This window comes from Streptomyces pilosus, assembly GCF_014649835.1.
Taxonomy (GTDB): domain Bacteria; phylum Actinomycetota; class Actinomycetes; order Streptomycetales; family Streptomycetaceae; genus Streptomyces; species Streptomyces pilosus.
Genome location: NZ_BMTU01000001.1, coordinates 972,295 through 989,172 on the forward strand (window position 1 = coordinate 972,295; position 16,878 = coordinate 989,172).

Sequence of the window (16,878 nt, forward strand, 5' to 3'; positions counted from 1 at the left end):
GAGAAATCCGGCCGGACCGGCCGGACAAGGAGAGGGGGAAGCGCCGACATGCCGACCTGCCCGAACGGACACCAGTCGGGATCCGACGACTGGTGCGAGGTGTGCGGTCACCGCATGGCGGGTGCCGTACCCCCACCTCCTCCCCCGCCGCCCGCGCCCGGTGGCGGCGGCTACGGCTTCCCGCCGCCCGGCGGCCAGCAAGGCCCCGGCGGCGGTTACGGCGGCCCCGGGGGTCCGGGGGGTCCCGGTGGCCGGGCCGAGCTGTGCCCGCAGTGCCGCACGCCGCGTGAGGGCGGCGCGCCGTTCTGCGAGGAGTGCCGGTGGAACTTCCTGACCAACACGGCGACCTCGTACACGCCGGCCGCGCCGCGTCCGCCGGCCCCCGGCCCGGGTCAGGGCGGGCCCTTCCAGCAGCAGCCGCCCGGCCCGTCGTACGGCGGCGGTGACTCCTACGACTACCAGGGGTCGCGTCCCTCCCAGATGAACCGCCCGGCCGAGCCCATCCCGCCGGGCCCGCCCGGCTTCGGCGGCGACCCCTCGCGCCCGGTACCGCCCCCGCCCGGCCCCGGCGGCCACGGCGGGCCCGGTGGCCCCGGTGGTCAGGGCGGTCAGGGCGGTCATGGTGGACCCGGCGGCCCGGGTGGTCACGGCGGCCCGAACGGTCCCGGCGGCCACGGCGGCCCGGGGGGCCCCGGCGCCCCGCAGGCGTTCCAGTCCGGGCCGCCTGCCCCGCCGGCGTACCCGCAGGACACCGGCCGCCGGCAGCCGGGCGGTCCGGCCTTCGGCGGCGGTGACGACGACTGGGTGATCTCCCCGCCGACCGGCGGCCCCGGCGGTCCCGGTGGCCCGAACGGCCCCGGCGCGCACGGCGGCTACGGCTACCCGCAGCCCGGCGGCGGCACCCAGGCGCCTCCCGGACCCGGCGGGTACCCGCAGCAGCCCGGCCGCCCGCAGGGCCCCGCCACCTGGACCGCGACCATCGGCCCGGACCGCGACTACTTCATGGCGATGATGCACCGCTCCGGCCCCGAGGCCGCCGGGCTCAACCTGCCCGCGTACTCGCCCGAGCAGCAGCGCCGGCTCACCGGCAACCAGATCACCATCGGCCGCCGCCGGCACTCCACCGGCGACACCCCCGACATCGATCTGTCCACCCCGCCGGAGGACCCGGGCGTCTCGCACCAGCACGCGGTGCTGGTGCAGCAGCCGGACGGCACCTGGGCGGTCGTCGACCAGAACTCGACGAACGGCACGACGGTCAACGGCTCGGACGAGCCGATCCAGCCGTTCGTCCCGGTCCCGCTCCAGGACGGCGACCGCGTCCACGTGGGCGCCTGGACGACGATCACCATCCGCCGGGGCTGAGCACCGGCGAACCGGGGCTAGGACGAGGGCACCGGCCAGACGAACGGCCCCGCGGGGTCGTCCAGCCAGGCCCGGTCGCCCTCGGCGGAGACGGTCAGGCCGTAGCGTTCGCGCTGCGGCCTGCCCTCGCTCTCCCACACCTCGTACGCCTCCCACGGGTCGAGGGCGCCCGAGGTCAGCTCCAGCAGGAAGCGGAACACGTCACTGCCCAGGGCCGCGCCCGGCAGCCCCTCCGGGTCCGGCGGTTCCCGCCGCGCACGGCCGGTGCCGCGCAGCGGCACGAAGTAGGCGGGCGTGTGCAGGAAACGCCCCTCGGCGTGGCCGGCGTCGCGCACGGTGAGCGCGAGCAGGCCGGTGGCGAACGGGGCGAGGATGCGGCCGCCCGGGCGGCACTGGGCGAGCCAGGCGCGCGGGACGGACGGCAGGGCGCAGGTCGCGATGACCCGGTCGTAGGGGGCGCGCGCCGGTACTCCGCGCGCGCCGTCGCCGGTGACGACGGCCGGGCGGTGCCCGGCGGCGTCGAGGTGCCGGCGGGCCGCCTCGGTGATCTCCGGGTCGAGGTCGACGGTGGTGACCAGGTCGTCGTCGCCGAGCCGGTGGGCGAGCAGGGCGGCGTTCCAGCCGCTGCCGGTGCCGATCTCCAGCACCCGCTGCCCGTCCCGGACGTCGAGACCGGCCAGCATCAGCGCCATGAGGGAGGGCTGGCTGCTGGAGGAGAGCAGTTCGCCGTCGCGCAGCCGGGTCGCCAGCGGGGTGTCCTCGTAGGCGCCGCGCAGCCACCGTTCGCGGGCGCCGGGGTCGGGGTGCTCGCCCCACCGGCGTTCGTACCCGCCGACGACCCCGACGTAGTAGTACGGCACGAAGAGGTGCCGCGGCACGGCGGCGAACGCCTCCCGCCACACCGGGTCGGTGCCGAAGGCCCCGCTCGCGCCGATCTCCCGCACGAGCGCCGCCCGCGCGTCCTCGGCGAGCCGGTCGAGCCGGTCACGGTCCTGGCCGCCCATGGGTCCACCGTACTTAGGCCTTGAGTCCTACGCCGTGGTGTCTGAGACCATGGACGGCGTGACAGAGATTCGGCGCGGCACGCTTCAGGAGCAGACCTTCTACGAGCAGGTCGGCGGGGAGGAGACCTTCCGCCGGCTCGTCCACCGTTTCTACCAGGGGGTGGCGGAGGACCCGCTGCTGCGGCCCATGTATCCCGAGGAGGACCTGGGCCCGGCCGAGGAGCGCCTCGTCCTGTTCCTCATGCAGTACTGGGGCGGCCCCACCACCTACGGCGCGACCCGCGGCCACCCGCGGCTGCGCATGCGCCACGTGCCGTTCAAGGTCGACCGCGCGGCGCACGACGCGTGGCTCAAGCACATGCGGGACGCCGTGGACGAACTGGACCTGTCCGAGGAACACGAGCAGACCCTGTGGAAGTACCTGACCTACGCCGCGGCCTCGATGATCAACTCCCCGGACTGAGGACACGGCGGCGCGCGTCGCCCTCCGCACCACGGTCACATTCCGAACGCGCGCCTCCGCATTCCGATCACGATCCGGTCAAGTCCGCGCACCACCCGGTTACCTCCCCCTCACCCCCTCTGACAGCATCACCGGCAGGTCCGGACAACCACGGGGGGTTGAGTGACTGCCGCAGTGAGTCCGGCACGTCTCGTGCTCGCCCGCGCGCGCACCCACCGCCCCCTGCTCGCCGCCGCGCTGCTCACGGTCCTGCTGACCACGGCAGTCCTCGCCACCCTCACCGCCTACTCCACCACCATCGGCGACGCCTCCCTCCGGCACGCCCTGGCGCACCCCGGTGACCCCGCCGACACCACCCTCACGCTCAAGGCCGAGGTCCCCGCGGACCGCCGCGCCGCCGCGGACACCGCCGTGCGCGAGGGCGCGCGCGCCGCCTTCGACGGTCTGCCGGTGACCCTGCGCACCCTGACCCGCTCCGGCCCGTACGCCCTCCCCGGCGCGCTCCGCCCCCCGGACCGGCGCGCCCGCGGTGACGAGCCCGACCTCACCCACCTCGCGGCCCTCGACCCCACGCAGATCCGCGTCACCGCCGGCCGCCTGCCCGCGCGGACCGCCGGCCCGGAGATCGAGGCCGCCCTGCCCGAGCGGGCCGCCCGCGCCCTCGGCCTGGCACCGGGGGACCGCCTCACCCTCACCGACCGCCTCGACGGCCCCCCGGCGCGCCTCCGCGTCACCGGCGTCTACCGCCCCGCAGACCCGGCCGCCCCCTACTGGCGGCTGGACGAACTCGGCGGCCGCGGCATCGTCGAACTGCACTTCACGACGTACGGCCCCCTGCTCGCCGACCCCGCCGTGTTCACCGGTGACCGGATCAGCACCGGACCCTCCGGATGGCTGGCGACGGCCGACTTCTCGACGGTGACCACCGACCGGACCGACGCGCTGCGCGAGGCCGCCCGCCGGGGCGCCGCCGCCCTGCCGAAGGCCGACGCGCTGGGCGGCACCGCGACCGCCACGACCGAGCTGCCCGCGGTGCTGGACCGGGTCGAGCGCTCCCTGCTCGTCTCCCGCTCGACCCTGCTGATCATCACCCTCCAGCTCACCCTCCTCGCCGGGTGCGCGCTGCTGCTGGTCGCCCGCCTGCTGAGCACCGAACGCGCCGGCGAGACCCGGCTGTTGCTGGCCCGCGGCGCCTCCCGCGCCCAGGTGGCCCGGCTCGCCGCGCTGGAGGCGCTGCTGCTGGCCGTGCCCGCGGCGGCCTGCGCCCCGCTGCTGGCGGGTCCGCTGACCCGGCTGCTGGCCGGGCAGGGGGCGCTGGCCCGGATCGGACTGCGCCTGGACGCGTCCGTCGCCTCGGTCGCCGGGCAGGGCACCGTGTGGCTGGTGTCGGCGGGGGTGGCGCTCGGCTGCGCGCTGGCCGTCACGGTGCCGGCGCTGACCTCGTCCTTCACGGCCGGCCGGGCCGGGCCGCTGCCCGGCGCGGTGCGCGCGGGCGCGGACCTGGGGCTGCTGGCGGTGGCCGGTGTGGCGTACTGGCAGCTGAGCCGCCGGCCGTCCGGGGCCACCGGTGAGGACGTCGGTGTCGACCCGCTCCTCGTGGTCGCCCCGGCGCTGGCGCTGCTCGCCGGCACGGTGCTGGCGCTGCGGCTGCTGCCTCCGGCCGCCCGGCTGGCCGAGCGCCGGGCCGCGGCGGGCCGGGGACTGCCGGGGGCGCTGGCGGGCTGGCAGTTCAGCCGCCGGCCGATGCGCGGGGCCGGTCCGATGCTGCTGCTGGTGTTCGCCGTGGCGCTGGGCATGCTGGCGATCGGCCAGGGCTCCTCGTGGGAGCGGTCGCAGGACGACCAGGCGGACTTCCGGGCCGGTGCGCGGGTGCGGGTCCTGGCCGCCGAGGGCGGCTTCGGCCGCACCGAGGCGTACGCGGCGATCCCCGGCGTACGGCGGGCCGCTCCCGCCGCCCGTACGACGGTGCAGCTGTCCGGCGGGCGGACGGCGACCGTGCTCGCCCTGGACTCCGCGCACGCGCCGGAGACACTGCTGATGCGTCCCGACCTGGCGCCGGTGCCGGTGCGCACGCTGGTGGCCCCGCTGGCGCCCGGGGGCGGCACGGCGGGCGTCCGGGTGCCGGCGGGCACCGGCCGCCTGACGCTGACGGCGCGGCTGGCGGGCGCGGGCCCGGAGACCGCGGTCGAGGTCACCGCCACCGTGGAGGACCCCTCGGGCATCCCGTACGCGTTCGCCCTCGGCGCCCTGCCCGCCGACGGGCGGCCGCACGACCTCTCCCTCGATCTCGCGGCCGCCGCCGAGGCACCCCCCGGTGAGCTGATCCTGACCGGGCTCCGGCTGGATTTGCTGCAGCCGCCCGGGCAGGCCGAACGCCACCGGTTCACGCTGGGAGCACTGACCGCCACCGACGGCGGCGGCCGGGACCGGTCCCTGCGGCTGCCGGACACCTGGGAGCTGTCCGCCCGCGCCGACGGCGCGGTGCCCGACCCCGACGCGGACACGAACCCGACCCCGCCCCGTACGGTGCCGGGCGATCCGGCGACCATCACCTACGGCACCGGTTACTTCGACCCGGAACTCGTGTGGCAGGCCTCGCCGCTCACGATCGGCCTCCGGGTCCCGCAGCCGGCGGCGTCCGAGGTCACCGCCGTGGCCACGGACCGCTACCTCGACTCCGCGGGCGCCCGTCCCGGGCAGCGGATGGACGTGCGGATCGGCGCGGGCACGGTGCCGGTGCGGATCGTGCGGGCGGTGCGGTCGCTGCCGTCCACACCGGCGGCCGGCGGGAAGGACGACGGGGGCTCCCTGCTGGTCGACCTGCGGTCCGTCAACCGGGTGCTCGCGGCGCGCGGCCACGAGTCCCTGCCGCCGAACGAGTGGTGGCTGGCGACCGCGCCGGGTGCCGCGGAACGGGTGGCCGGGGCGCTGCGTGCCCGGCCCGACCTCGATCCGTCCCGGGTGGTGGTGCGGGACGAGATCGCCGCGGAGCTGCGCGACGACCCGTTCGGCGCCGGTCCCGGTACGGCGTTCGGTGCGGCGGCCCTGGCGGCGGCTGCACCGGCGGCGGTCGGGTTCGCGGTGAGCGCGGCGGGGTCGATGCGCGAGCGGTCCGCCGAGTTCGCGGTGCTGCGTGCCCTGGGGGCGTCACGGCGCCGGCTGGCCCGGGTGGTGCTGGTCGAGCACGGCGTGCTGGTCGGGCTGGCGCTGGCGGTCGGTGTGCTGCTCGGCACGGTGCTGGCGCGGGCGGTCATCCCGCTGATCATGCTGACCGCGGAGGCGACCCGTCCGGTCCCGGAGGTCCTGGTGCAACTGCCCGCGCTGCGGGTTGCCGTCCTGCTGACCACCGTGGCCGCGGCCCCGCTGCTGATCACGGCCGTCCTGGCGCTGCGCAGGGCGGCCCCGGTGACATCCCTGCGCGAGCGGGGAGGCGACTGACATGACCGGCCGCACCCCGGCACGCGTCCCCACCCGGCGCCCGCACGGCGGCGGCGACGCCGCACCGTCCGCCGGCCGCGGACGCGCCGCTGCCGTGCCCGTCCGTGGCCGCGGCGGCTCCGAGCCCGTCCGTGGCCGCGACGCTGCCGTCGCGCGGGCGGGGAGGTGGCCGGCGTGAGCGTACGAGGTGCGGGGCGGCCGCCGGTCGTGGCCGGCTGGGTGCGTACCCGGCTGCGGTCGGCGCCCGGGGCGGCGGTGGCGTTCGCGGTGCTCGTCGCGGTGACCGCGTGCCTGGCCGCCGCGCTGCCGCTCGCCGTGGACCGGTACGGCGACGCGGGGCTGCGCCGGGCGTTGGAGGTGGCCGGGCCCTCCCGTACGACCGTCCAGTTGTTCGCCACCGACGACGGCATGCTCGTCCCGCAGGAGATCCAGGAGGCGGACCTGCGGTGGGACGCGGTGCGCGGCGCGTACACCGAACTCCTCGGGCCGGCCGGCCGGTCCCTGCCCCTCGACCGGGACCAGTCCGCCTACGGCGTGCGGACCACCGACCCGGTGCCGGTCGCGGACCCGGTGGAGCTGGCCCGGCCGTCCGCGCTGCCCCCGCAGCTCCACCTCGTCGCCCAGAACGACCTGGCCGGGCACTCCCGGCTGCGCGCGGGCCGGCTGCCGAAGGCCCCGGACGGTACCGGCGCGACGGCCCCGTCCGTCGAGGCGGCCGTCACCGCCGAGACCGCCGGCAAGCTGAACATCGCGGTGGGCTCGGTCCTGCGCGTGCCCGGCCCCCGGCGTGCCCCGCTCACGGTGCGCGTCACCGGCGTCGTCGACCCGCTCGCCCCCCGGGAGGCGTACTGGTCCACGTCGCCGGTCCTGCGCAGTCCGCACCTGAGGACCGTCCCCGACGACCCGGCGCGCAGCGTCTACTGGGTCGGCGCGCTGCTGCTGCCCCCGGACGCCGCCCCGGCGATCCTCGCCACCGGCCTCCCGGAGCGGTACTGGAACCTGGCCCCCGACGCCTCCGCCCTGCCCGCCCACGACCTGCCGCGGCTGACGTCGGCCGTGGCGTCCCTGGAGGCCGGCCCGCTGCTCCAGCAGGCGCGCGCGGCCGTCTCGCCCGGCGTGGAGGCGGACACCGCGCTCGACGAGGTGTTCGGCGAGTACGGGGCCCTGCGGACCGCGATCGGTTCGCTGGTCGCGGTCGCCGCCTTCGGCACCGGCACGGTCGCGGCGGTCGTCCTGCTCATGGCGGGCGGTCTCGCCGCCGACCGGCGTCGTGCCGAGCTCACCCTGCTGCGCGCCCGCGGCGCCTCCCTGCGCGGCCTGGCCGCCCGCCTGCTGGCGGAGACGGCGGTGGTGGCCGTGCCCGCCGCCGCACTGGGACTGACGGCCGCCCTGCTCCTGATCCCCGGGGCCCGCCCGGCGTACGCGGTGGCCGCCGCGGGCGCCGTCGCCGTCGTCGCCTGTGCGGCGCTGCCGCTGCGGGCCGTCGCGGCGCACCGCGCGGTACGCGTGCACGCCGCCCGCGAGGACGTCGCCGCGACCCGCCCGTCACGGCGCCGTACGGTCGCCGAACTCACGCTGGTCGCCGTGGCGGTGGGCGCGGTCGTGGCGCTGCGCACGCGCGGTGTGTCGGACGGCGAGGAGGCCTCCGGGGACGCCCTGGTGTCCCTGGCACCGGTGCTGGTGGGGATGATCGCCGCACTGGTGCTGGTGCGCCTCCACCCGCTGCCGCTGCGCGCGCTGGCAGGCCCGGCCGGGCGGCTGCGGGGCGTGGTGGGCCCGCTGTCGCTGGCCCGCGCGAGCCGTGCGTCCGGCTCCGCGGTCCTGCCGCTGCTCGCCCTGCTGACCGCGCTGACCACCGCCGCGTTCGGCGGCTCCGTCCTCACCGGTGTCGCCGACGCCCGGGACGACGCGGCCCTGCTCTCCGTCGGCGCGGACGCCCGCCTGGAGGGGGTGCCGGAGCTGCCGCCCGGCCTCGACGAGCGGGTGCGGCGCGCCCCCGGTGTCGAGGACGTCACCGCCGTGGCCGTCGCCCAGTACGCCCAGCCGCGGGACGGCAGGCTGGCGGTCCCGGTGGCCGCCGTCGACCCCGCCGGGTACGCGGCCCTGGCCCGGCACACGGACATCGGCGCGTTCGACGCGGACCGGCTGGTGGCGCCCGCGGACGCCGGCGTCCTGCCCGCCCTCGGCTCACCCGAGGTCGCCGAGCGCTACGGCACCCGGCCGTTCCGGATGGGGCTGGGCGACGGCGTGTTCGTCAGCGTGCGGATCGTCGAGGTGCGGGAGCGCACCCCGGCGGTCACCGGACAGGAGTTCCTGGTCGTGGACCGCTCGGGTGTGCCCGGGGGTTCCGCACGGCCGACGACGCTGCTGGTGACCGGCGACCGCCCGGACGGGCACGCGCTGCGCGAGGCGGCGGACGGCGACGCCCGGGTGCAGCTCCGCGCCGAGGAGCACGCGCGGTACGCCGACTCCCCGCTCCAATCCGGCGCCGAGCGCGTCTACGCGGCGGCCGTGGCGGCCGGCGCCGGGTACGCCGTGCTCGCGCTGCTGCTGACCCTGCTGCGCGCCGCTCCCGGACGCGCGGCGCTCCTGGCGCGGCTGCGCACCATGGGTCTCACCCGGGCCCAGGGCCGCCGGCTGCTCGTACTGGAGTCCCTGCCGCAGGCCCTGCTCGCGGCGGCCGGCGGCACCGTCACCGCCTGGGCCGCCATCCGGCTGCTGTCCCCCGGCATCGACCTGACGACCATCGCCGTCTCCGCGTCCTCGTCCCCGGCCGGGCGCGCGGTGCTGCGCACCGACCCGGTGTCGCTGCTGGTGCCGGCGCTGGCGGTGCTCGCCCTGGCCGTCGGGATCGCGGCGGCGCAGGCCTGGTGGTCCGGGCGCGCGGGGTCGGTGCGGGAGCTGAGGGCGGGCGATGCCCGGTGACCCCGCCACCGCCCGCTGTCCCGCCGCGACGACGACTCCCCGCTGGAGGGCCCCGATGACCTCGAACCCGACCCTGGCCGACCTCGCCGGCCGCGTCACGGCCGACCGTGACCGCCCGGCGTACGGCCACGACGCGCTCATCACCTGCGACCGGCTGGTCCGGGTGTTCACCGCCGACGGCGTGGAGGTGCAGGCGCTCCAGGGGCTCGACCTGCTGGTGCGCGAGGGCGAGTTGATGGCGCTGGTGGGGGCGTCCGGCAGCGGCAAGTCCACCCTGATGAACATCCTGGCCGGTCTGGACACCCCGACCGCCGGGGCGGCCCGCGTGGCCGGCCGCGACCTGCTGGCGATGACCGCGAAGGACCGTCTGGCCTACCGGCGCGAGGTCGTCGGCTTCGTCTGGCAGCAGACCTCCCGCAATCTCCTGCCGTACCTCACCTCCGCGCAGAACGTCGTCCTGCCGATGCAGCTGGCGGGCCGCCGCTCCCGCACCGCGCGCCGGGCCCGCGCCGAACGGGCGCTGGAGCTCCTGGAGTTGCTGGGGGTGGCCGACTGCCGGGACCGGCGCCCGCACGAGATGTCCGGGGGTCAGCAGCAGCGCGTCGCCATCGCCGTGGCGCTCGCGGGCGGTCCGTCGGTGCTGCTCGCGGACGAGCCCACCGGCGAACTCGACTCCCACACGGCGGAACAGATCTTCTCCGCGTTCCGCACGGCGAACGAACAGCTCGGCACGACGATCGTCATCGTCACCCACGACCAGGCCGTGGCGGGCGAGGTGCGCCGCACGGTCGCGATCCGTGACGGGCGCACCTCCACCGAGGTGCTGCGCCGCAGCGAGGTGGACGCCGCGACCGGCGACGAGAGGGTGGTCGCCCGCGAGTACGCGATGCTGGACCGGGCGGGCCGCCTCCAGCTGCCCGCCGAGTACACCCGCGCCCTCGGCATGCGCGACCGGGTGGCGCTGGAGCTGGAACCGGACCACATCGCCGTCCGCCCGGACGACAGCGAACCGGCGTGAGCGCACGCACCCGGTGCGGGCGGGCGCACGCGCGGTTCAGCGCACGCTGAGACCCAGGGCGCCGACGCCCGCCCGCCGCACGGCGACCGACCCGTAGGGCGTGCGCAGCCGGAGCCAGCTCCCCGAGGAGAACAGCCCCTGATCCGCCCCGCGCAGGAACCCCAGCGACTGGGCGGCGTGCACCGCGCGCACCGGCAGCCCGGTTCCCGCGACCGTGCGGGACCATATCTCCCGCCCGATGCGGTCGAGTTCGGCCCGGGTACGCGCCCCGGGCTCCAGTTCCTCCGTGCGGGAGCGGAATTCGGCGACCGACGCGGCGACGAGGGCCCGCAGCCGTTCGGGCGCCGGCAGTCCGGGCTCGGCCCGCCAGCCGCCGCGCGGCGGCAGCACGCCGGCCCACGGCGGCCCGGTCACCGCGCCCGGCACGGCGGCCGTGGCGGCCGTCTCGTCGACCGACTCCAGCAGCTCCCCCGCGGACACGGTCACGTCGAGCGTGACGTCGAGCCCGTTCTCGTACGGCTTCGCGAGCCGCACGGCGCGGATGGTGAGCACCTCGAAGGAGGGCGGCCGGCCGAAGACGGCCAGCGCCGTGCCCGCCGCCTGCAGCCGCACCGCGGCGGAGCGGTCGTAGTGCAGCAGCCGGGAGAGGAAGGCCGCGAGGTCCGCGGCCTCCCCCTCGTCGGCGAGGTGGAGCACCGTCATGCGGCGACGGCCTCCTCCTGCGCCCCGGCGGGGTCGTCCGTGTACTCCTTCAGGAAGGCGCGCTCCTCACCGGTGAGCCGGCGCGGGCGCTGCGCCTCGAAGTCGAACGGCACGATCACCGTCGACGCGCGGACGTAGACGAGGTCGTCGTCCTTCACCTCGTAGGTGAGGGTGAAGGACGCCGCCCTGATCTCGGTGACCCACAGCTCGATGTCGACCGGGTGGTGCCGGTGGACGAGCTGCCGCTTGTAGTCGATCTCGTGGCGTGCCACCACGGACCCCTGCTGGAAGTCCTTCTCCGGGCGGAACAGGAAGTCGATACGGGCTTCCTCCAGGTAGCGGAGGAACACCACGTTGTTGACGTGGCCGTACGCGTCCATGTCCGCCCAGCGCAGCGGGCAGCGGTAGATGTGCCGCAAGAGATCAGCCCCGGGTCAGCTTCTTGTAGGTGGCACGGTGCGGACGCGCGGCGTCCGGGCCGAGCCGCTCGACCTTGTTCTTCTCGTACGACTCGAAGTTGCCCTCGAACCAGAACCACTTGGAGTCACCCTCGTAGGCGAGGATGTGCGTGGCGACGCGGTCCAGGAACCACCGGTCGTGGGAGACGACCACGGCGCAGCCGGGGAACTCCAGCAGCGCGTTCTCCAGGCTGGAGAGGGTCTCGACGTCGAGGTCGTTGGTCGGCTCGTCGAGGAGCAGCAGGTTGCCGCCCTGCTTCAGGGTGAGCGCGAGGTTCAGACGGTTGCGCTCACCGCCGGAGAGCACCCCGGCCGGCTTCTGCTGGTCCGGGCCCTTGAACCCGAACGCGGAGACGTACGCCCGCGAGGGCATCTCGACCTGGCCGACGTTGATGTAGTCGAGCTCGTCGGAGACGACCGCCCACAGCGTCTTCTTCGGGTCGATGTTCTCGCGGCTCTGGTCGACGTAGGAGATCTTGACGGTCTCGCCGACCTTGATGGAACCGGAGTCGGGCTCCTCGATGCCCTGGATCATCTTGAACAGCGTGGTCTTGCCCGCGCCGTTGGGGCCGATGATGCCGACGATGCCGTTGCGCGGCAGCGTGAAGCTGAGGTCGTCGATGAGGAGCTTGTCCCCGAAGCCCTTGGTCAGGTTGCTGACCTCGACGACCACGCTGCCCAGACGCGGACCCGGCGGGATCTGGATCTCCTCGAAGTCCAGCTTCCGCATCTTGTCGGCCTCGGCGGCCATCTCCTCGTACCGGGCCAGACGCGCCTTGGACTTGGCCTGCCGCCCCTTGGCGTTGGAGCGCACCCACTCGAGCTCGTCCTTGAGGCGCTTCTGCCGCTTGGCGTCCTTGGCACCCTCGACCTTGAGGCGGGTGGCCTTGGTCTCCAGGTACTTGGAGTAGTTGCCCTCGTAGCCGTGCAGCCGGCCGCGGTCGACCTCGCAGATCCACCCGGCGACGTTGTCCAGGAAGTACCGGTCGTGGGTGACGGCGACGACGGTGCCCTCGTACTTGGCGAGGTGCTGCTCCAGCCAGTTCACCGACTCGGCGTCCAGGTGGTTGGTGGGCTCGTCGAGCAGCAGCAGGTCGGGGGCCTCCAGCAGCAGCTTGCACAGCGCCACCCGGCGCTTCTCGCCACCGGAGAGGTTGGCCACCGGCCAGTCGCCGGGCGGGCAGCCCAGGGCGTCCATGGCCTGCTCGAGCTGCGCGTCGAGGTCCCAGGCGTTGGCGTGGTCGAGCTGCTCCTGCAGCTTGCCCATCTCGTCCATGAGCTCGTCGGTGTACTCGGTCGCCATCTGCTCGGCGATCTCGTTGAATCGGTCGAGCTTGCCCTTGACCTCGGCGACGCCCTCCTGCACGTTCTCCAGGACGGTCTTGTCCTCGTTCAGCGGGGGCTCCTGCAGCAGGATGCCCACGGTGTAACCGGGGGTGAGGAACGCGTCACCGTTCGACGGCTGCTCGAGCCCCGCCATGATCTTGAGGACCGTCGACTTACCAGCGCCGTTCGGACCGACGACGCCGATCTTCGCCCCGGGCAGGAAGCTCAGGGTGACGTCATCGAGGATCACCTTGTCGCCGTGCGCTTTGCGCGCCTTGCGCATGGTGTAAATGTACTCAGCCAAGAGAAACCGTCCGGCAGCTTGAAATCTGGCAGTGGGCAGATACAGCCCATCTTGCCCGACCGCCACCCCTTGGGGGAAACCCGTCAGACCGAGCGCCCCTGACCTGCGCTTTCCCCCACGCCCTCCACGCCCCGCGCCGGGGCCACGACGGCCCGGGCCGCGACGGACGGCCAGGTCTCAGTCGCGCACGGCGCCGGTCAGCGGGGTCAGGGTGCGCCAGCCCGTTGTCTCGTACAGGATCCGGCCCTCCGGGGTCGCGACCAGGGTGCCCTCCGTCGCGCCCTGGCTCGCGGCGGCTTCGGCGAGGGTGCGCATCACGAGGCGGCCCAGTCCACGGCGCCGGTGGGCCGGGTCGGTCTCGACCTGGTCGACGACCGCGGTGGGGCCGGCGACGGCGATCTGCCCGCGCGCGGCGAAGGCGCCGTCGACGGTGCGCACGAGGACGCGGGTGACACCGGCCCGGGTCCACCTGCGCAACCGGTAGCCGCCGGCCGCCTCGGGCGGGGCCTGCGAGCGGGCGGCGTCCAGGGGCGCGGACATCAGGAAGCCCGGCCCGCCGGCGAGGGACCATCCGAGCCCGAGCCAGGGCTCGAGCACCTCCGGGGCCACGGGCGCCTTCAGCCAGACGCCGGGCGCGGTGGTGCTTTCGGTGATCTTGCGGACGGCCGCTTCGTCGGCGGCGGTCAGCACGTGGCGTGCGACGTGCCCGGGCAGTCCGACGTCGATGGTGAACCCCCAGGTGGTGAGGACGGGTTCCGCCGTGCCGCGCGAGAGGGACCAGCCGGAGACCCACGCTCGTACGGCCTCGGCCGGGTTCATGGACAGCGGAACACCCCCGCACATGAGTAATGGTCGTGAACCGACTATACCCATTACCGCCCGTGCTCGGTGTTCACCCGGATGCGGTCCGAGCGGGGGATGCGAGGGGCGTGCCGGGTACACGTGGCACACCCGTACGTCCCCCGTCCGTCAGGAGACCCGCGCGATGAGCAGCGAACCGGCCACGCCCGACCGCACCGCCGACCGCGTGGAACCGGGGCGGTCACTGGCCGTGGGCGCGCTGATCGGTGCGGCCGTGATGGCCGCCGTCGACGAGATCGTCTTCCACCAGATCCTGCACTGGCACCACTTCTACGACCGCTCCACCCCCGGCATCGGCCTGCTTTCCGACGGCCTGCTGCACACCGCCGAACTCATCGCCCTGGTCGCCGGGTTCTTCCTCTTCGCCGATCTGCGCCGACGTCACGCCCTCGCTCCCGCCCACGCCCGGGCGGGGCTCTTCCTCGGTCTGGGCGCCTTCCAGCTCTTCGACGGGATCGTCGACCACAAGCTGCTGCGCCTGCACCAGATCCGCTACGGCGTCGACGTCACCCCCTACGACTGGGCCTGGAACATCGCCGGCCTGGTCCTGCTGCTCGCCGGCATCGCCCTGACCGTGCGTGCCGGGCGCCTCGCCGGGACACGGCCGGCCGGTTCATGACCCTCACGGCCGTCCACCCCGGGCACACCGGCACCGGCCTCTTCGGTCCGGCCGTCGCCGCCCTCGTCCTGACGGCCGCGCTCGCCTACCTTGCGGCCGCCACCCGGCTGCGCCGCCGCGGTGACGCCTGGCCCCGTCACCGGGACGCTTCCTTCACCGCCGGGGCCGTCGTTCTCGGGTACGCGCTCATCGCTTCCCTGCCCGGCGGGCCGTTCACCGCTCACATGGTCCAGCACCTGGTGGTCGCGATGGCCGCTCCCCTGCTGCTGGTCCTCGCCCGTCCGCTCACCCTCACTCTGCGCGTCCTGCCGCCCGGCCCGGTCCGCCGGGGTCTGCTGACCGTGGCGCACTCGCGGCCCGTGGCCTGGCTGCTCTTCCCGCCCCTGGCCGCTCTCCTGGACATCGGCGGCCTGTGGCTGCTCCACCGCACCGGTCTGCTGGCCGCCGGGCACGGCCGGCCGCTGCTCGACGCCGTGATCCGGGGTCATGTGCTCGCCGCCGGGCTGCTGTTCACCTTCACCGTCTGCCAGCTGGATCCGGTGCGCCGCCGCTGGGGCCTCGCCTGGCGCGGCACGACCCTGCTGGCCGCCGGGTGGGCGCACGCCGTTCTCGCCAAGAGCCTCTACGCGACGCCCCCGCCCGGCACGACCTTCACCGACGGCGACCTGCACACCGCGTCCCAGCTGATGTACTACGGCGGCGACCTCGTGGAGATCGCCCTCGCCACCGTCCTCGCCGCCCAGTGGTACGCCGCCACCGGGCGCGCGTACCGCAGGGACCGGCTCCTTCCGCACCCCGGAGGCGCCGGAGCCGGCGGCGACGGCCGGCCCGGGCTCACTCCTCGGAAGTGGTCTGCCTCTGGCGGGTGATGACCAGGCCCGCTCCGCCGATGACGACCAGGGCGATCGCGGTACCGGTGATCCAGGGAGTGGCACTGGAGGCGCCGGTCGCGGCCAGGTCGGTGTCGGCGGGAGGGCTCACCAGGGGGCTGGGAGCGGTGAGGGTCTGGGTGGTGGTGCCCGCCTCGGCGGCGCGGGTGCGGCAGTCGAGCATGCCGGTGAAGCGCTGCTCGAAGCCGGGCGGCCCTTCGAGCGTGAAGTCGTACGGCTGGTCCTCGTTGAGCGGCACCGTCACCGTGGTGGATTTACCCGCCGTGACCGTGTGTTCCGTACCGGCCAGGGAGAAGGTGAACGGGGCGTCGCCGCGGTGGGTGACGGTGACGTCCACGCCGCCCTTGGCGCAGTTCTCGCGGGCCGACACGGCGGGAGTGGCGCCGTCCTGCGCCCAGGTGGCGCTCGCGGTCGCGGAGACGGTCGACTCGCTGGAGCCGGCCAGGATCTGTGTCTGGCTGCGGCTCTCGGAGACGAAGGCGCGGCCTACCGGCACCGTCGTGGAGGCCTGGACGGTGAGCGCGACGCTGCCCGCCGCCTCGTCCTCGGGCACCTCGAAGAAGATCCGGCCGCCGTCGGTGGCGGTGGTGACCGGCTTGCCGTTCGCGTCCACGATCCGCACGCCGGTCGTGGCCGCGTCCGCCGGCGGGGAGACCGTCACGCTGCGGGCGTCGGTGCGGACCGTCACCGGGCCGATGCGCTCGCCCGGCCGGCCGGAGACGGCCGGCGGGTCGAGGGTCAGGGATGCCCTGGGCTCCTGCTGGTCGCGGGCCTTCTTCTGGAGGTAGTCGGCGAGTTGCTCGGCCTGGGGGTCGACGGCGTCCACGTCCACGTCGTCGGAGTAACGCCAGATGGCCACCTGGGTGCCGGCCGCGGCGTCCTGTTCGGTGAGCCGGCCCCGGATGCCGGCCTTCTTCGCCAGCGCCGCGAGGTCGTTCACCTGCGGGTAGGAGTTCCGCAGGATCCAGCGGATCCGGCCGGCGTCCTCGTTGACGCCCAGCGACGTGCCGCTCCAGGCGGTCTCGTGGTACTTGGCGTCCTGCTGGGTCGGGGTCTGCACGTCGACGCAGTACGTGTGCAGGGTGCCGCCGCCCTCGACGGACATCTCGAACAGCCCCGCCGACACCTGGGTGTCGCCGGAGGCGCCGCGTATGACGGCGGAGCCGTACGTCTTGAGTCCGCCTATGGTCGCCGCGGCCCCGCTGTGTCCCGGCGCTGTTCCGTCGGCGTCGGCGGCCGCCGTTCCGGCACCGGCCAGCACGGTGGCGGCGACCAGTGCGGACACCAGCGTCCCCGCGGCGAGGCGGGCCGACCCACGTCCGCGCGAGGTCCACGCGGAGAACGAAACAGACACCTAATTCCCTTCCGAGCGGGACCCCGTTGGCGTGGGGGACGGTCCCACCAGCAGAATCTCCGGCCCCATGAGCACCCGGAGCCGTCCCGGCATCCTAAGGAGGCGACGGACAGCGCTTGCCGGTGATCGCGTCGGAGGCGGGATCCGACTC

Annotated in this window: 13 protein-coding genes; 7 read left to right on the forward strand and 6 right to left on the reverse strand. The window is 75.4% G+C overall.

Translation table 11 applies throughout. From position 1 onward, the window contains the following. Positions 1 to 48 precede the first annotated feature (48 nt). Positions 49 to 1,365, forward strand: coding sequence for an FHA domain-containing protein (locus IE118_RS04355; RefSeq protein WP_189555880.1), 1,317 nt, complete (start codon positions 49 to 51; stop codon positions 1,363 to 1,365). 17 nt (positions 1,366 to 1,382) lie between these two features. On the opposite strand, the gene IE118_RS04360 is transcribed toward IE118_RS04355, so the two are convergent. Next, complete coding sequence (locus IE118_RS04360; protein ID WP_189555881.1) at positions 1,383 to 2,369, reverse strand: methyltransferase domain-containing protein; 987 nt, start codon at positions 2,367 to 2,369, stop codon at positions 1,383 to 1,385. Positions 2,370 to 2,418: 49 nt separating this feature from the next. Between IE118_RS04360 and IE118_RS04365 the strand changes: the two genes are divergently transcribed. From IE118_RS04365 to IE118_RS04380, 4 genes are all read left to right on the forward strand, one after another. Then, positions 2,419 to 2,832, forward strand: coding sequence for a globin (locus IE118_RS04365; RefSeq protein ID WP_189555882.1), 414 nt, complete (start codon positions 2,419 to 2,421; stop codon positions 2,830 to 2,832). 174 nt (positions 2,833 to 3,006) lie between these two features. After that, positions 3,007 to 6,270, forward strand: a complete 3,264-nt coding sequence (locus IE118_RS04370) for an ABC transporter permease (RefSeq protein ID WP_229846652.1) — start codon at positions 3,007 to 3,009, stop codon at positions 6,268 to 6,270. Positions 6,271 to 6,444: 174 nt separating this feature from the next. Further along, complete coding sequence (locus IE118_RS04375) at positions 6,445 to 9,195, forward strand: ABC transporter permease (RefSeq protein WP_229846653.1); 2,751 nt, start codon at positions 6,445 to 6,447, stop codon at positions 9,193 to 9,195. Between the two features lie 55 nt (positions 9,196 to 9,250). Then, positions 9,251 to 10,213: an ATP-binding cassette domain-containing protein gene (locus tag IE118_RS04380; protein WP_189555883.1), complete on the forward strand. Its 963-nt coding sequence runs from the start codon at positions 9,251 to 9,253 to the stop codon at positions 10,211 to 10,213. A gap of 36 nt (positions 10,214 to 10,249) precedes the next feature. Here IE118_RS04380 and IE118_RS04385 read toward each other — a convergent pair whose 3' ends face one another. The 4 genes from IE118_RS04385 to IE118_RS04400 all read right to left on the reverse strand — a co-directional run bounded on the left by IE118_RS04385 (position 10,250) and on the right by IE118_RS04400 (position 13,822). Next, positions 10,250 to 10,915, reverse strand: coding sequence for a DUF8185 domain-containing protein (locus tag IE118_RS04385; RefSeq protein WP_189555884.1), 666 nt, complete (start codon positions 10,913 to 10,915; stop codon positions 10,250 to 10,252). Continuing rightward, complete coding sequence (locus IE118_RS04390) at positions 10,912 to 11,334, reverse strand: acyl-CoA thioesterase (RefSeq protein ID WP_189555885.1); 423 nt, start codon at positions 11,332 to 11,334, stop codon at positions 10,912 to 10,914. Before IE118_RS04390 ends, IE118_RS04385 begins: the two co-directional genes overlap by 4 nt. Before the next feature lie 4 nt (positions 11,335 to 11,338). Beyond that, a complete protein-coding gene (ettA, locus tag IE118_RS04395) occupies positions 11,339 to 13,003 on the reverse strand; it encodes an energy-dependent translational throttle protein EttA (RefSeq protein ID WP_189555886.1) in 1,665 nt (554 codons plus the stop codon). 177 nt (positions 13,004 to 13,180) lie between these two features. After that, positions 13,181 to 13,822 carry a GNAT family N-acetyltransferase gene (locus tag IE118_RS04400; protein ID WP_229846654.1) on the reverse strand — a complete coding sequence of 214 codons (642 nt, stop codon included), beginning with the start codon at positions 13,820 to 13,822 and terminating at the stop codon, positions 13,181 to 13,183. 166 nt (positions 13,823 to 13,988) lie between these two features. Between IE118_RS04400 and IE118_RS04405 the strand changes: the two genes are divergently transcribed. Together IE118_RS04405 and IE118_RS04410 are read left to right on the forward strand one after the other, a co-directional pair. Then, positions 13,989 to 14,483, forward strand: coding sequence for a DUF2243 domain-containing protein (locus IE118_RS04405; protein ID WP_189555888.1), 495 nt, complete (start codon positions 13,989 to 13,991; stop codon positions 14,481 to 14,483). Next, a complete protein-coding gene (locus IE118_RS04410; RefSeq protein ID WP_189555889.1) occupies positions 14,480 to 15,352 on the forward strand; it encodes a cytochrome c oxidase assembly protein in 873 nt (290 codons plus the stop codon). The genes IE118_RS04405 and IE118_RS04410 overlap by 4 nt, the downstream gene beginning before the upstream one ends. Here IE118_RS04410 and IE118_RS04415 read toward each other — a convergent pair. After that, positions 15,318 to 16,727, reverse strand: coding sequence for a Cys-Gln thioester bond-forming surface protein (locus IE118_RS04415; RefSeq protein ID WP_189555890.1), 1,410 nt, complete (start codon positions 16,725 to 16,727; stop codon positions 15,318 to 15,320). The genes IE118_RS04410 and IE118_RS04415 overlap by 35 nt on opposite strands. Between the last annotated feature and the right edge of the window lie 151 nt (positions 16,728 to 16,878).

Bases quoted from the DNA above. Each gene is read 5' to 3' on its own strand.
- IE118_RS04365 (WP_189555882.1), top strand. From the start codon at position 2,419: ATGGACGGCGTGACAGAGATTCGGCGCGGCACGCTTCAGGAGCAGACC.
- IE118_RS04355 (WP_189555880.1), top strand. From the start codon at position 49: ATGCCGACCTGCCCGAACGGACACCAGTCGGGATCCGACGACTGGTGC.
- IE118_RS04405 (WP_189555888.1), top strand. From the start codon at position 13,989: ATGAGCAGCGAACCGGCCACGCCCGACCGCACCGCCGACCGCGTGGAA.
- IE118_RS04380 (WP_189555883.1), top strand. From the start codon at position 9,251: ATGACCTCGAACCCGACCCTGGCCGACCTCGCCGGCCGCGTCACGGCC.
- IE118_RS04360 (WP_189555881.1), bottom strand. From the start codon at position 2,369: ATGGGCGGCCAGGACCGTGACCGGCTCGACCGGCTCGCCGAGGACGCG.
- IE118_RS04385 (WP_189555884.1), bottom strand. From the start codon at position 10,915: ATGACGGTGCTCCACCTCGCCGACGAGGGGGAGGCCGCGGACCTCGCG.
- IE118_RS04410 (WP_189555889.1), top strand. From the start codon at position 14,480: ATGACCCTCACGGCCGTCCACCCCGGGCACACCGGCACCGGCCTCTTC.
- IE118_RS04400 (WP_229846654.1), bottom strand. From the start codon at position 13,822: ATGAACCCGGCCGAGGCCGTACGAGCGTGGGTCTCCGGCTGGTCCCTC.